Here is a 14,696-nt window from a genome sequence, read left to right as displayed (position 1 = left end):
ACCGCCCCAGGGAGAGCCATGCACCGTTGTCCTCCGGCCAGCGCGCCCCCCGGCAAGGCATCGACCCGATACCGCGCGGGCAGACCGTCGCCATCGCGGCGCAGCCGTCGTCTCTTCTGCGGCGTGACCACCGCTCTGCTGCTGGCCGGCGCCCTGGTGGCGGCCGGCGCACCGCCGCGCGCCGCGACCCGACGTCTGGCCCGCTATCCGATCCGCGTCGGCGCCTATGTGGCCAACAGCGGTTCGGAGACCGTTTCGGCCTATGACACCCGTCTGGACAGCAGGTTCGGCGCCGTCCAAGTGGGCCACGGCCCGATCGGCGTGGGCGCGGCTCCGGACGGCAACGAGGTCTACGTCGCCAACGGCCGTTCCGACACGGTCTCCTTCATCAACACCGGCCCCCGACTGGTCACGGCCACCGTGCGGGTGGGACGCCGGCCCTTCGCCGCCATGCCGACCCGGGACGGCCACACGGTGCTGGTGGCCAACTTCGGTTCGGACACGGTCTCGGTCGTCAGCGTCCGGGCCCGCCACGTGATCGCCACCGTGCCGGTGGGGCCGCTGCCGCACAGCATCACCACGATTCCGGACGGACGCGCCTACGTGACCGACAACGGCGGCGGCGCGGTGACCGTACTCGATCCACACTGGCGCCCGATCCGCAGGATCCGGGTGGGCGACTTCCCCAGCGGCATCAGTTCGCCGCCCTCCGGCCGCCTGGTGTACGTCTCCAACACCGGCTCCGGCACGGTGTCAGTGATCGACACGCGCCGCGACACCGTGGTGGCCACCCTGGCCGCCGGCCGGGCTCCGCTGGGCAACGCGGTCAGCCCCGACGGCAGATTCCTCTACGTCGCCGATTCGGGCCGCGGCTGCCTGCTCATCATCGACATCGCTGCCCGCCACGCCATCGCCCACCTCCACGTCGGCGCCCAGCCGCAGGGGGTCGCCGTCACCCCCGACGGCCGGCGGGTCTGGGTGACCAACGAACAGTCCGACACCGTCTCGGTCATCGATCCCTTCACCCGACGGGTCCGCGCCACCCTGCCGACCGGACACGAGCCCGAGGGCATCGCCATCACCCCACGCTGAACCCGCCGAACCGTTCTCCCCCTCCCACCCCACGGCTCCCGGGCACTCGTACAACGATGCCCGCAAGCGTGACAGTGACTCGAACGCCGGGCCCGGCTCCACGCGCCTGCCACACACTGGCCCGTACGGCCTCCGTCCGGTCAGGGCGCGCTGGCTCGGTGCAGGTGATCAGGCCAGGCCACCGCCCCACGACCGGCGGACGCCGCGTCAGGCAACCCAGTCCACGTCACGCTTCGACCGTCACGGGAGATCCGGAGAACCCATGCGCATGCGCATCCAGCACCTCGCCACGGCACTCGGCCCCCTGACCGCCGCCCTCATCCTGACCACCGCTCTCGGCCTCCCCGCACACGCGGGGACCGGCGCGGCGCCGGTCCCCCGGGCCCGCGCCGCGGCCACCTGCCCGGAAGGTTCCCTCTGCTTCTGGTCGGAACCCGACTTCGGCGGCGCGATGAGCACCGCCCGCGCCCCCCGACACGGCTGCGCGCGCACACCGTTCGAACCTGCGCGATCGATCTACAACCACACCCACGACATGCGAACGTTCTACTCGGGCCCTAACTGCTCGGTACGCGTCGGCGCACTGGAGCCGGACGGCTCGGTCCGCTCGGTTGCGGTGTCCAGCTGGCAGTGAGCCGTCTCCCGGTGGCTGTTCGGTCACAGGGATGCCGAGTGCGTGACGCCCGGGCGAGTCCCGGGTGGCTCTTCCGTCGCCCCGTCGTCGCCCCGTCGTGGGCCCGTCGTGGGCCCGTCGTGGGCCCGTCGTGGGCCCGTCGTGGGCCCGTCCGTCAGCGGCCCCCGGCCCGCGCCCCGCTCTGCGCCTCCCGCATCGCGTCGATGCCCGCGATCTGGAGGTCGAGGGCGAAGGCGAAGTCGCGGTCGAGCATGTCGAGGGCGCTGGCGTCGGGCATGGCGTAGCCGGCCCGGGCGGAGAGCTCCATCGTCTCGGTGAAGTCGGGTCGGTCCGAGATCGCCGCGATGACGTGGGCGAAGTAGTCGTCGATGCTCAGGCCGGCGGCGCGGCAGCGGGCCTCGTGCAGGCTGCGGATGGTGGCGAAGCCGTAGACGAAGTGGAAGAGCGAGGCCAGGGCGCCGGAGGTGCCGTCCGGGCCCAGCCCGCTGCGGGCCATGACCCGCAGGGTGGCGCTGGAGAACGCCATGGAGTGCGGGCCGATGTTGAGGACCTCGCCGAGCAGACGCGGCGCCCACGGGTGCCGCAGCAGGACGTCGCGGTAGGTGGTGGCCAGGCCGCGGAGCTGGTCGCGCCAGTCGGCGGTGTCGTCCTCGGCGTCGTCGGGCAGCGCCAGTTCGCCGGCCACCGCGTCCACGGCCAGTTCGAGCAGGTCGTCCTTGGTGTCGACGTACCAGTACAGGGACATCGCGGTCACGCCGAGCTCGGCGGCCAGGCGCCGCATGGAGAACTTGGCCAGGCCCTCGGCGTCGAGCAGCCGGACGGTCGCCTCGACGATCTTGTCGAGGCCGAGTCCGGCCGGCTGCTCCGCCTTCCTCCTGAGCGGGGGGCGCCCGGTCAGCCAGACGCTGTGCGGTCGCTGCTCGGCGCGCTCGTTCGTCGCCGCTGCCATGGCGCCCCTCCTTGGGTCGTGCGGTAGGACAGGGCCTCCGGGCGCGCCCCGTCGGGACGGCCGTCGGCCCGGACGGGACGAGCGGGGCCCCGTCTCCGACTCCGATGCTATTCCGCCGCCACGGTGGCCGGATCCTGGCCGGTGGTCGGCGCCGGAACCGCGGCCGCGCGCTCGACGCGCTCCGCCCGCCGCAGCAGCACCGCGGCGGTGAGCCCGCCGAGGAACACCGCCGCCGCACCGACCAACTGGCTGGTGCCGATGCCGGACGCGAAGGCGTCGTGGACGGCGGTGCGCTCGTGGGCGGTGTGCGTGCGACCCAGGGCCGCGGGGAGCGACCCGGCGCCGGCGGCCACCACCGGGAGCAGCGCGGCGAAGCGGGAGTTGAGGACCGCGCCGAGCACCGCGACGCCCAGGCCCTGGCCGAACTCCATCAGGGTGCCGTTGACGCCGGCGCCGACGCCCGCCTTGGCCGGCGGGATCGCGGACATGACGGCGTTGGCCATCGTCGGCATCGCGATCGCCACGCCGACGCCCATGACGACCAGGCCGACGAGCATGCCGCCGTAGCTGTGGCCGCCCAGCAGGGATATCGCGGCGAGGCCGGCGGCCAGCAGGGACATCCCGGTGACGATCATGCCCGGGGTGCCGAAGCGGGGCATCAGCCGGGCGCCCAGGCCGGTGAAGTTGATCAGCACGACGGTGAGCGCGAGCGGCGCCATCCGCAGACCGGCGTCCAACGGGCCGAAGCCGAGCACCAGTTGGAGGTGCTGGGTGAGCAGGAACATCGAGCCGCCCATGCCGAAGGCGACCAGGATGCCGCCGGCGACCGCGCCGACGAACCGGCGGTTGCGGAAGAAGTGTATGTCCAGCATGGGGTGCGGGATGCGCAGCTCCCAGAAGGCGAAGAGCGCCAGGCCCACGACGCCGACGGCGGCCGAGAGCAGCACCCGGTCCGACAGCCAGCCGTGCACCGGCCCCGAGATGATCGCGAAGACCACCCCGACCATGCCGACCATCGACAGCAGCGCGCCCAGCACGTCCGGGCGCTCACCGCCGCGGCTCTTGGACTCGGGGACCAGCGCGAGGACGGCGACCAGCGAGATCCCCACGACCGGGAGGTTGACCAGGAACAGCGAGCCCCACCAGAAGTGGTCGAGCAGCGTGCCGCCGATCAGCGGCCCGGCGGCGAAGCCCAGCGAGTTCACCGAGCTCCAGATGCCGATGGCCTTGGGCCGCTCCGCGTCGTCGAATATCTGCATCACGACGGCGAGGGTGGTGGTCATCAGCAGCGCCCCGCCGACCCCCATCCCGGCCCGGGCGGCGATCAGCTGGCCTGGCGAGTGGGCGAGGGTGGCGGCGAGCGAGGCGATGCCGAACAGCGCCAGGCCCACGGCGAGCATCTTCTTGCGGCCGTAGCGGTCCGCGGAGTTGCCCGCGATCAGCAGCAGGCCGGACTGGACCAGCGAATAGGCGTTGAGCATCCACTGGACGTCGGCGGTGGTCGCGCCCAGTTCCTCGGTGAGGGACGGGACGGCGACGTTGAGCACGGTGTTGTCGAGGACGACCGTGAGCTGCGCCAGGCAGATGACGGCGAGGATCAGCCAGCGGGTGGCGGGCCGGCCGGGGGGTTGGAGGGTGGCGGTGGCATCGGGGGCCACGGCGGGCATACGAGCTCCCTGTACGGTGCGAGCGGATGGCTTACACCGTACAGGGACTCTTATACGCCGTACATTTCGTTTTCGGTGGGGTGGTCCCCGGCCCGCGGGCCGGGGACCGAAGGGCCCGGGAACCCGCCGCTACGCCGTGCGCTGGGTCAGGTCGTAGAAGGTGGCCCCGCCGACGGTGACCTTCTTGAAGGTCTTCTCGATCCAGGTGCTGATCTGCGTCGCGGGGCCCTTGTCGGCACCACCGCCGGGCATCCCGCCACCCGGCATCCCACGGCCGGCCGCCCGCTTGCCCTCGGCGCCGCCCAGGGCGCCGCGGAACCCGCCCCGCTCCCCCACGATGAAGTAGTGGATCTTGCCCTCCGCCACGTACCGCTGGAACTGGGCGAGGGTCGGCGACGGGTCGCTGCCGTTGAAGCCGCCGATGGCCATCACCGGCTTCTGGGTGGCCAGTTGGTAACTGGCGGCGTTCTGCGAGCCGACGGCCGCGGCCGCCCAGGTATACCGGTCGGCGTCCCGCTCCACCAGCCGCTTGGCCTGGTCGCTCACCGAGGCGCCGTTGAGCAGACCACCCATGCCGCCCCCGCCGCCGGCACCGTGCGACCGACCGCCGTGCCCGGCGGCGCCGCCCTTCTGGCCGCCGGGGAAACCCCCTCCGGCGGGGAAGCCCGCCCCGCCCGGGAAGCCCCGGCCGGTCCTGCCCTGCCCGCCGGTGCCGCCCGGCATGGGCATCGTCCCCCTGCCGCCCTTCCAGGCCATCCGCCCCGGTCCGCCGCCGGGGAAGCCCCCGCCGCCCTGGACCGCGGGGCCGGCGGTGATGATCGAGCCGCCCTTGGGGGTGTTGACGGTGTCCAGGGTGTACGCGAGGGGGCCGGCCAGCGCCGTCGCCACCCCGAGCCCGGCCGCCACACCGGCCACCACCCCGACGCGCTGCCGCGCCCGCCCCGGCACGGAGGCGGATCCCCGGGCCGCATCGCCCTCGCCGTCGTCGGCGGCCGGATCGCCGTCCGCAGCAGACCGCGCGCCGTCGCCGGACGCCGGACCCGCCGTCAGCAGCAGGCCCACCGCGGCCAGCAGGCCGAGCACCAGCACCACCCACCGCAGCCACGGCAGCCACTGCGGCGACCGGTCCAGCAGCACGTACGACCAGACCGCCGTCACCGCGACGACCACCGCCAGCACACCCCGCGCCAGCCGGCCGCCGCGCCGCCACAGCAGCACCGACCCCATGCCGACCAGCGCCGCGACGTACGGCGCCAGCGCGATGTTGTAGTACTGGTGGAAGATCCCGGACATGAAGCTGAAGATCGTGAACGTCATCAGCAGCGCGCCGCCCCACACCAGGAACTCCGTGCGCTGCGCGGCCCGTTCGGCGTCCACCGCGCGCCGCGCCCGCCACAGCACGCCGACGGCGACGACCAGCAGGATCAGCGCGGCGGGCAGCAGCCAGGAGATCTGACCGCCCATGTCGGAGGAGAACAGCCGGGTGATCCCGGTCTGGCCCCAGCCGCCGCCCATGCCGCCGCCGCGGTGACCGCCCCCGACGCTGCCCCGCTCGTTGCCGTCGATCCGCCCGAAACCGTTGTAGCCGAACGTCAGCTCCAGGAAGCTGTTGGTCTGCGAACCGCCCACGTACGGCCGGGCCGACGCCGGCAGCAGCTCGACGATCGCGACCCACCAGCCGCCGGACACCACGAGCGCCAACCCGGCCAGGAGCAGCTGCCCCAGCCGCTTGGGCAGCCGCACCGGCGCGCAAGCGGCGTAGACCACGGCCAGCGCCGGCAGGATCAGCCACGCCTGGAGGGTCTTGGTCAAGAAGCCGAGCCCGAAGCAGACACCGGCCAGCACCAGCCACTTGGTCCGGCCCGCCTCCAGGGCGCGCAGCACGCAGGCGACGGCGCACACCATCAGCAGGCACAGCATCGCGTCCGGGTTGTTGAAGCGGAACATCAGCGCGGCGACCGGGGTGAGCGCCAGCGCCCCGGCCGACAGCAGCCCCGCCGCCGCCCCGAAGCGGCGCCGGACGGTCGCGTGGAGGACGCCGACCGCGGCGACGCCCATCAGCGCCTCCGGCACCAGGACCGCCCAGGAACTCAGTCCGAAGAGCCGGACGGAGAGCTCCATCGGCCACAGCGAGGCCGGCGGCTTGTCCACCGTGATGGCGTTGGCCGCGTCCGAGGAGCCGAAGAAGAACGCCTTCCAACTGACGCTGCCGGCCTGTACGGCGGCCGAGTAGAACTGGTTGGCGTACTTGGACGCCGACAGGTCCCAGAGGTAGAGCGCGGCGGTGACCACCAGCAGCGCCAGCAGCGCGGGCCGGGCCCACCGCGGGTCCTCCGGTCGCCCCCGCACGACCCGCTGGACGAAGCCGCGCGGTGCGGCCGCGTCGCCCGGGGCCGCCGTCGGCTCCTGTTGCGTATGGGGTGGACGGGTACTCATCGAGCGCTCCTGCTCCAGTCGTTCCGGTCGTGCGCGTCCTGCGCGTCCTGCGCGTGGGGGACGTCGTGCGGCGCCGTCGGCCCGCGCCCGGCGTTCCGGGCGCCGTCCCCGGCCACCCGGCCCGCCGCCTCCCGCCGCTCGCGCTCCGGGAACACCCAGGCGCGGAAGAGCAGGAAGCGCAGCACCGTGGCCGCGAGGTTGGCCGCCACCAGCACCGTCAGCTCGCTGCCGGGCGAGGGGCTGACGGTGGCGGCGTCCAGGGCCGCGAGCGACCCGCTGGTCAGCGCCAGCCCGATGGCGAAGACCACCAGGCCCTGCGCCTGGTGACGGACCGCGCGCTCCCGCCCCCGCACCCCGAACGTCAACCGCCGGTTGGCGGCCGTGTTGGCCAGCGTGCCCACCAACAGGGCCGCGGCGTTGGCCACTTGGGGGCCCACTCCGAGCCGGCAGAGGGAGTACAGGCCGAGGTAGAGCAGCGTGCTGAGGGCGCCGACGACGGCGAAGCCGACGAGTTGCCGGGCCAGTCCGCCCGGCACGCCGGCCAGTTCCCGGTCCCTGGGGTCGTCGCCGAACGGCCGGGCCAGCCGGTCCAGCGGCAGCGCGCCGGTGGCCAGCGCCCGTCCCACCCGCCACACGCCCTTGAGGTCGTCGGTCGCGGTCCGCACCAGGTGCACGGTGCTGTCCGGGTCGTCCACCCAGTCCACCGGCACCTCGTGGATGCGCAGCCCGGCCCGTTCGGCCAGCACCAGCATCTCGGTGTCGAAGAACCAGCCGGTGTCCTCGACCATCGGCAGCAACCGCCCCGCCACGTCGCCGCGGATCGCCTTGAAGCCGCACTGCGCGTCGGAGAACCGCGCGGCCAGCGAACCGCGGAGGATCAGGTTGTAGGTCCGCGAGATGAACTCCCGCTTCGGCCCGCGCACCACCCGCGCGCTGCGGCTGAGCCGCGACCCGATCGCCAGGTCCGAATGCCCGGAGATCAGCGGCGCCACCAGCGGCAGCAGCGCGTTGAGGTCGGTGGACAGATCGACGTCCATGTAGGCCAGCACCGGCGCCTCGGACAGCGACCACACCGTGCGCAGCGCCCGACCGCGGCCCTTCTGCTCCAGCCGCACGGCGGTGACGTGGTCCATCTCGTCGTCAAGCAGGGCGGCGACGCGGGGCGTGTCGTCGGTGCTGGCGTTGTCCGCGATGGTGATCCGGAACCCGTAGGGGAAGGTGCGGACCAGATGCTCGTGCAACCGGCGCACACAGGGTTCCAGGTCCTTCTCCTCGTTGTAGACCGGGATCACGACGTCGAGGACGGTCCCGGTCTGGCCCGGGCGCAGATGCTCGCGTGGCGGCAGGGAACCCAACGGCGTCGGGCTCAGCGGAGGCGTCGTCATGCCCACGACGGTCGCGGGCCGGCCTGTCACGGCTGTGTGGTGCACCTGTGGGCCCGCTGTGAGTCCGTGCGGCGGCCCCCAGCGCGACTTACGGGCCGTCCGCCCGGGCCACCGGCAGGGTCACCGTGAACACCGTCCGCCCCGGGACGGTGTTCACGGTGACCGTCCCGCCGTGCGCGGCCACCACCGCCTGCACGATGGCCAGCCCCAGCCCGGTGCTGCCGCCGCTGCGGCCACTGCCCGCGGCCCGCGCCCGGGACGCGTCGCCCCGCGCGAACCGCTCGAAGACGTGCGGCAGCAGCCCGGCCGGAATCCCCGGCCCGTCGTCCTGCACCTCCAACCGGACCGCCTCCGGCGCCGCGCCGACGGGCGGCACCTCACCCGGCCGGGGCCGCCGGGGGCTGAGCACCCGGGCGGTCACCGTCGTCCCCTCGGGCGTGTGGGTCCGCGCGTTGGCCAGCAGGTTGACCAGGATCTGGTGCAGCCGGTCGGCGTCCCCGCGCACCAGCGCCGGCTCGTCCGCGTCCGGGAGTTCCAGCCGCCAGCCGTGGTCGGGGCCGGCCGCCCGCGCATCGCTCACCGCGTCCACCACCAGCGGCGACAGGTCGACGGTGGCGTACGACAGCGGGCGCCCGGAGTCGAGCCGGGCCAGCAGCAGCAGGTCCTCCACCAGGCCGGTCATCCGCTCCGCCTCGGACTCGATCCGCCCCAGCGCGTGCCGGGTCTGCGGACCGGGCCGCTCCTGCCCGCGCCGGGTCAGCTCGGCGTAGCCCCGGATCGACGCGAGCGGCGTGCGCAGTTCGTGGCTGGCGTCGGCGACGAACCGCCGCACCCGCGTCTCGCTCTCCTGCCGCGCCGAGAGCGCCGAGCCGACGTGCCCCAGCATCCGGTTGAGCGCCGCCCCGACCTGACCGACCTCCGTCCGGGCGTCGGCCTCAGCCGCCGGGACGCGCACGTGCAGCGCCACCTCGCCCTGGTGCAGGGAGAGTTCGGACACCCGGGTCGCGGTCGCGGCGACCCGCCGCAGCGGGCGCAGCGCGATCCCGACCATGGCCGAACCGGCGATCCCGGCCGCCACCAACCCGGCGAGCGTCACGCAGCACTCGATGAGCACCAGCCGCCCGACCGTGTCGTCCACCTCGTTCAGCGGCACCCCCAGCACCAGCGCGCCGTTCTCGGCGTACTGCACCCGGTACGAACCGAGGCCGGGCAGGTCCGTGCTGTGCGGCTTGCCGTCCCGGCTGACCCCGTCCAGCGCCGCCAGTTGGTGCCCGTCGAGCGTGGTCAGCCGCTCCGACGGCAGCCGGCTCGTCGAACGGTTCATCCGCGCGCCGGCCGCGAGCGTGCCGTCCGGCGCGACCCGTGCCCCCACCGTCCCGGGAACCTGGCCCGGTATGGCCACGAACTCCAGTCCGTTGTCCGGCACCAGATCGTGCGGCCGCGGCCCGTCCGCCCGCCGGATGCCCTCGACGAGCCGGTGGTCCAACTGCCCCTGGAGATAGGAGTGCAGCGCGACCGCGGTGACCGTGCTGATCACCGCCCCCACGACGGCGATCAGCGCCACGGCCGACACCACGAGCCGCGTCCGCAGCGTCCACCGGCCTCCCCCACGTCCGAACGAACCGGAGCCGAAGCCCGAACGGAACCCGGAACGGAACCCAGAACGGAACCCGAAACGGCGCCGCCGCCCCTTGCGGTCACCGGGCCCCGGAGCCTCGGGGGAACCGGAATCGGAAGCAGAACCGCAACCGGCCCCCGCACCGGCACCGGCCCCGGAAGTCACCGCGGACGCGGAGGAACTCACGGCCCGCTACCCGGCCGGCTTGATCAGGTAGCCCGCACCCCGCCGGGTGTGGATCATCGGCTCCCGCCCCACGTCGATCTTCCGCCGCAGGTACGAGATGTACAGCTCGACGACGTTGGCCTGCCCCCCGAAGTCGTAGCTCCACACCCGGTCCAGGATCTGCGTCTTGCTCAGCACCCGCCGCGGGTTCCGCATCAGGTAGCGCAGCAGCTCGAATTCGGTGGCCGTCAGGTGGATGTCCTGGCCGTCCCGCCACACCTCGTGACTGTCCTCGTCCAGCACCAGGTCGCCCACGGTCAGCAGCGACTCGCTGCGCACCGCCGCGGCACCCGCCCGCCGCAGGAGTCCGCGCAGCCGCGCCACCACCTCCTCCAGGCTGAACGGCTTGGTGACGTAGTCGTCGCCGCCCGCCGTGAGCCCGGCGATCCGGTCCTCGACCGCGTCCTTGGCGGTCAGGAACAGCACCGGCACGTCCGGTACCTCGTTGCGCAGCCGGCCCAGGACCGTCAGCCCGTCCATGTCCGGCAGCATCACGTCGAGCACCACCGCGTCCGGCCGCCAACTCCTGGCGCACCGCAGCGCCCCCGCGCCGTCGCCCTCCGCCCGGATGTCCCAGCCCTCGTATCGCAACGCCAGCGACAGCAGGTCCGCGAGGGAGGACTCGTCGTCGACGACCAGCACCCGCACCGGACTCCCGTCCGCCCGCAGCAGCTCCGGCTGCCTGCCGGGCGCCTTACCGGTCGCCCTCCGGGAGGACGTGCCCGAGACCGGCGCACGGTACGAAGCTGAGGACGTCGACGAAGTCAGGGTCATGGGCGGCAGCCTGGCCCCGGCCTCTGAAAGCTCCCTTGCTGGTTCCTGTGAATCTCCTGAGAATCTCCCCTCCCTTCGGTCAAGGCCGCGCCGGCCCGACGGGGACGCCCCGCCGCCCCGCGCCCGCGCCGACGGCGCCGCACCCCCGTCACGACCGGCCCGGACCGCCCCGGACCGGCCCCCGCACGGCCCGGGACCCCGTAACGTCGCCCCCATGCCCCGACTCCTCGCCCTCTCCGGCAGTCTCCGCGCCCGTTCCTCCAACGGCGCCGTCCTGCACTCCGCCCTGGAGCTGTTCGACGGCCCCACCGGCACCGCCGACATCGGCGCGCTCCCGCACTTCAACCCCGACCTGGACGGCGAGGGCGCCACGCCGCCCGGCCCCGTCGCCGCGCTGCGCACCGCCGTCGGCGCCGCGGACGCCCTGCTCCTCGTCAGCCCCGAGTACGCGCACGGCGTCCCGGGAGTCCTCAAGAACGCGCTCGACTGGCTGGTCAGCAGCGGCGAGTGCGTCGGCAAGCCGGTCGCCGTGATCACCGCCTCGCCGTTCCCCACCGGCGGCGACCACGCCAACGCCCAACTCCGCGAAACGCTGCGCATGATGACCGGCACGGTCGTGGCGGACGCCTGCCGGGAGATCCCCGCCATCGGCCCGAAGGTCGACCCCGCCGCCGAACGCGTCACCGACGCGCCCACCCTCGCCGACCTCCGCACCGCCATGACCCACCTGGCCGCCGCGGTCCCCCGGTCCGACGGAGCCCCCACGGACCCCGCCACCGGAGCCGCCGCCTAACCGATCCCGAACAGCCGCGCCGCGTTCCCGTAGCAGACGGCCCGCAGCCACTCCTCCCCCAACTCCAGCCGCGCCAACGCCTCCAGCGCATGCGCGTACCCGTACGGGATGTTGGGGAAGTCGCTCCCGAACAGCACCCGGTCGCCCACGTCCAGCAGGCGCCCCCGCTCCGCCCTCGGGAACGGCGCGGTCTGCTCGGCGAAGTCCGTGCAGACCATCGTGGTGTCCAGGCACACCCGCGGATGGCGCGCGGCCAACGTCAGGAAGTCGACGTACTCCGGCATCCCCAGGTGCGCGACGACCAGCCGCAACCGGGGGTGCCGGGCCAGCACCCGGGCGATCGGCTCCGGCCCGGTGTGCTTGCCGGGCACCGGCCCCGACCCGCAGTGCACGACCACCGGCACCCCGGCCTCCGCCAGCAGCCCCCACACCGGGTCCAGCACCGCGTCCGCCGGGTCGTAGCCGCCGACCTGCACGTGCGCCTTGAAGATCCGTGCCCCGCCGGCCAGTTCGTCCGCCACGTACCCGGCGACCCCGTCCTCCGGGAAGAACGTCGCGGTCCGCAGGCAGTCCGGCGTGCGGGCCGCGAAATCCGCCGCCCAGCCGTTCAACCAGCGCGCCATGCCGGGCTTGTGCGGATAGACCATCGACGTGAACGCCCGCACCCCGAAGCGCCGCAGCACCGCCAGCCGCTCGTCCTCCTCGAAGCGGTACGCGATCGGCCAGCGCCGCCCGACCAGCGGCCCCGCGGCGTCGAAGTACGCCCAGACCTTGGCCATCACCCGCGCGGGCATGAAGTGCGTGTGCACGTCGATCAGTCCCGGCAGCCCCAGCCCCCGCCAGAACTCCTCGACCCGCCCGTCCCCCGCCACCACACCCGCTCCGTCCGCCACGTCCACCACGCCCGCCCTCCACACACCGTCCCGCACACCCGTCAACGGGCCGCACCCGCAGCCGCGCCCCGCACCCGAACCCTCAGCCTCAAAACAGCCCCTCCTGCTCCCCTCCCCCCGCACCGCCCGCCTCCGGCACCCGCCGCACCGGCACCGTCGTCACCCGCCCCCGGGCCGCCCCCAACACCCAACCGGACAGCATCCGCGCGTCCAGTACGGCGACCGGCCCGCCGGCACCCGCCGCACCGCCCTCGCCGCCCTCACCGTCCGCGCCGCCCACGCCTTCCGCGTCGGCCGACCGCAGGCGCAGGTACACATCGGCCCCGGCCCCGGCCACGACCTCGCCCACGACCTCCGCCCCGGCGGTCAGCCCGCCCAGCTCCGCGACCCCGCCCGCCGGCACCCGCGCCAACCCGAACAGCTCGAAGTGGTCCGCGCACGCGAACTCCACCGGCTCCAGCGATTCCGGCCAGCCCGCCAACTCCGTTGCCGCACCGTGAAGTTCGGCCAGTGCGGCGGCCCGTTCCGCCACCGGGGGCAGCGCCCCGCGTGCCGCCCGCTTGGCCTCCTTCGCGAACCGGTCCGGCACCCCCAGCGCGCTCCCGAGCACCGCCTCGGCCCGCCGCGCCGCCATCAGCGGCCCCCGCCCCAGCCAGGCGTAGGCCACCGCCCCCTGCTCCACCAGCCGGGCCGCCCCGCGCTCCGCGGCCGTGATCCCCACCTTGACCAGCCCGGGTCCGAAGTACGCCAGATAGACGCCGTACGGGCGCGGATCGTCAGCCATGGTGTCCGCTGCCACCGACCGCGACCGGTCCAGCTGCGCGCACCGCGGACATTGGTCCTTCACCCCGGCGCCGTCCAGCACCGCGCCGTACGGGCAGACGAGCCACCGCCCGGCCCGCCGCACCCCCAGGCACCGCCGCTCCCCGACCGCCGCGAAGGCCAACGCCTTCCCGGGCGGCAGCAGGCTCACCCGCTCGGCGTCCCGCTCCGCGCAGTACCAACCGAGCCGCTGGCCGAACCGCCCTTCCGGCCCGGCCACCGGCCCGCCACCCGACCACCGCGGTCCCGTACATCGCCACACACCGTCAGCGTACGACCGCCCACCGACAACGCCCCGACTCCGCCTACCCCACGTCGGACAGGTCCGCCGTCCCCCGGAACGTGCTGCGGTACGCCCGCGGCGACACCCCCAGTGCCACCTGGAAGTGCTGCCGCAGCGACGCCGCCGTCCCGAACCCCGCCTGTGCCGCGACCCGGTCCACGCTCAGCGCCGTCTCCTCCAGCAACTGCCGGGCCCGCTCGATCCGTTGCTGCGTCAGCCACTGCACCGGCGACAGCCCCACCTCCTCCCGGAACCGCCGGGTGAAGGTCCGCACGCTCATCGACTCCCGGGCCGCCAGCTCCCGCAGGCTCAGCGGCCGGTCCAGATGGGCCAGCGCCCAGGCCCGCGCCGCGCCCGTCGACGACACCTGCGGCTCCGGGACCGGCCGCGGCACGTACTGCGCCTGCCCGCCCTCCCGGTGCGGCGGCACCACGGTCCGCCGCGCCACGTCGTTGGCCACCGCCGCCCCGTGGTCGCACCGCACCATGTGCAGGCACAGGTCGACCCCGGAGGCGACCCCGGCCGCCGTCAACACGTCGCCCTCGTCCGTGTACAGCACGTCGGCGTCCAGCTCGACCTGCGGGAAGAGCCGCCGGAAGTCGTCCACCGACCGCCAGTGCGTGGTCGCCCGGCGCCCGTCCAGCAGCCCCGCCGCGGCCAGCACGAACGCCCCCGTGCAGATCGACGCGATCCTCGTCCCCGGCCGGATCCGGGCCAGCGCGTCGGTCATCGCCGGGCTCAGCCGCCCCTCCCGCCGCTCCGGCCCCGGGTCGTAGTCGACCGCGGACGCCGGCAGGACGACCGTGTCCGCGGTCCCCAACACCTCAGGGCCGTGCGCCACGTTCACCGTGAAGTCCGCGTCCGTGGGCACCACTCCCGGCTCCAGCGTGCAGGTCACCGGCTCGTACAACTGCTCCCCGGACGCCGACCTGGCCTCCCCGAAGATCCGGTGCACGATCCCCACCTCGATGGGCAACATCCCCGGCCGCACGAACACCGCCACCCGGTGCCGCCGCCCGCCCCGCTCCCGCTCGCCGTCCCTCAGACCACCCATGGCCCGATCCTTGCACACACTGACCATCCGGCCACTCGTCCGCGCCGCGCCCCACCCGGAGGCTGGACGCC

The 14,696-nt window shown here is 74.3% G+C and carries 12 protein-coding genes; 3 read left to right on the top strand and 9 right to left on the bottom strand.

The window, feature by feature from the left end:
• The first annotated feature begins 123 nt into the window (after window positions 1-123).
• Both ACLJT4_RS06250 and ACLJT4_RS06245 read left to right on the top strand, forming a co-directional pair.
• On the top strand, window positions 124-1,092 hold the full coding sequence (locus ACLJT4_RS06250) for a beta-propeller fold lactonase family protein (protein ID WP_411121356.1): 969 nt from the start codon (window positions 124-126) through the stop codon (window positions 1,090-1,092).
• A 262-nt stretch (window positions 1,093-1,354) separates the two neighbouring features.
• Window positions 1,355-1,726, top strand: coding sequence for a peptidase inhibitor family I36 protein (locus tag ACLJT4_RS06245; protein WP_411121355.1), 372 nt, complete (start codon window positions 1,355-1,357; stop codon window positions 1,724-1,726).
• A 154-nt stretch (window positions 1,727-1,880) separates the two neighbouring features.
• On the opposite strand, the gene ACLJT4_RS06240 is transcribed toward ACLJT4_RS06245, so the two are convergent.
• The 6 genes from ACLJT4_RS06240 to ACLJT4_RS06215 all read right to left on the bottom strand — a co-directional run bounded on the left by ACLJT4_RS06240 (window position 1,881) and on the right by ACLJT4_RS06215 (window position 10,675).
• A complete protein-coding gene (locus ACLJT4_RS06240) occupies window positions 1,881-2,675 on the bottom strand; it encodes a TetR/AcrR family transcriptional regulator (protein ID WP_411121354.1) in 795 nt (264 codons plus the stop codon).
• Between the two features lie 107 nt (window positions 2,676-2,782).
• A complete protein-coding gene (locus ACLJT4_RS06235; protein WP_411121353.1) occupies window positions 2,783-4,342 on the bottom strand; it encodes an MFS transporter in 1,560 nt (519 codons plus the stop codon).
• 129 nt (window positions 4,343-4,471) lie between these two features.
• Window positions 4,472-6,778, bottom strand: a complete 2,307-nt coding sequence (locus ACLJT4_RS06230; RefSeq protein WP_411121352.1) for an ArnT family glycosyltransferase — start codon at window positions 6,776-6,778, stop codon at window positions 4,472-4,474.
• On the bottom strand, window positions 6,775-8,163 hold the full coding sequence (locus tag ACLJT4_RS06225; RefSeq protein ID WP_411121351.1) for a glycosyltransferase: 1,389 nt from the start codon (window positions 8,161-8,163) through the stop codon (window positions 6,775-6,777). The genes ACLJT4_RS06230 and ACLJT4_RS06225 overlap by 4 nt, the downstream gene beginning before the upstream one ends.
• 88 nt (window positions 8,164-8,251) lie before the next feature.
• Window positions 8,252-9,727, bottom strand: a complete 1,476-nt coding sequence (locus tag ACLJT4_RS06220) for a sensor histidine kinase (protein WP_411121350.1) — start codon at window positions 9,725-9,727, stop codon at window positions 8,252-8,254.
• Between the two features lie 246 nt (window positions 9,728-9,973).
• Window positions 9,974-10,675 (bottom strand): response regulator transcription factor, encoded by a 702-nt coding sequence (locus tag ACLJT4_RS06215; protein ID WP_037635863.1) that lies wholly within the window; start codon window positions 10,673-10,675, stop codon window positions 9,974-9,976.
• Between the two features lie 319 nt (window positions 10,676-10,994).
• Between ACLJT4_RS06215 and ACLJT4_RS06210 the strand changes: the two genes are divergently transcribed.
• Window positions 10,995-11,573 carry an NADPH-dependent FMN reductase gene (locus tag ACLJT4_RS06210; protein ID WP_411121349.1) on the top strand — a complete coding sequence of 193 codons (579 nt, stop codon included), beginning with the start codon at window positions 10,995-10,997 and terminating at the stop codon, window positions 11,571-11,573.
• Here ACLJT4_RS06210 and ACLJT4_RS06205 read toward each other — a convergent pair.
• From ACLJT4_RS06205 to ACLJT4_RS06195, 3 genes are all read right to left on the bottom strand, one after another.
• Window positions 11,570-12,475 carry an amidohydrolase family protein gene (locus ACLJT4_RS06205; protein WP_411121348.1) on the bottom strand — a complete coding sequence of 302 codons (906 nt, stop codon included), beginning with the start codon at window positions 12,473-12,475 and terminating at the stop codon, window positions 11,570-11,572. The genes ACLJT4_RS06210 and ACLJT4_RS06205 overlap by 4 nt on opposite strands.
• Before the next feature lie 79 nt (window positions 12,476-12,554).
• A complete protein-coding gene (locus tag ACLJT4_RS06200; protein ID WP_411121347.1) occupies window positions 12,555-13,508 on the bottom strand; it encodes a DUF2797 domain-containing protein in 954 nt (317 codons plus the stop codon).
• 85 nt (window positions 13,509-13,593) lie between these two features.
• Complete coding sequence (locus ACLJT4_RS06195; RefSeq protein ID WP_411121346.1) at window positions 13,594-14,652, bottom strand: GlxA family transcriptional regulator; 1,059 nt, start codon at window positions 14,650-14,652, stop codon at window positions 13,594-13,596.
• Between the last annotated feature and the right edge of the window lie 44 nt (window positions 14,653-14,696).

It is taken from the genome of Streptomyces sp. x-19, from assembly GCF_046549115.1.
Classification (GTDB): Bacteria; Actinomycetota; Actinomycetes; order Streptomycetales; family Streptomycetaceae; genus Streptomyces; species Streptomyces albulus_C.
This window is presented reverse-complemented; position numbering and strand designations above follow the sequence as displayed.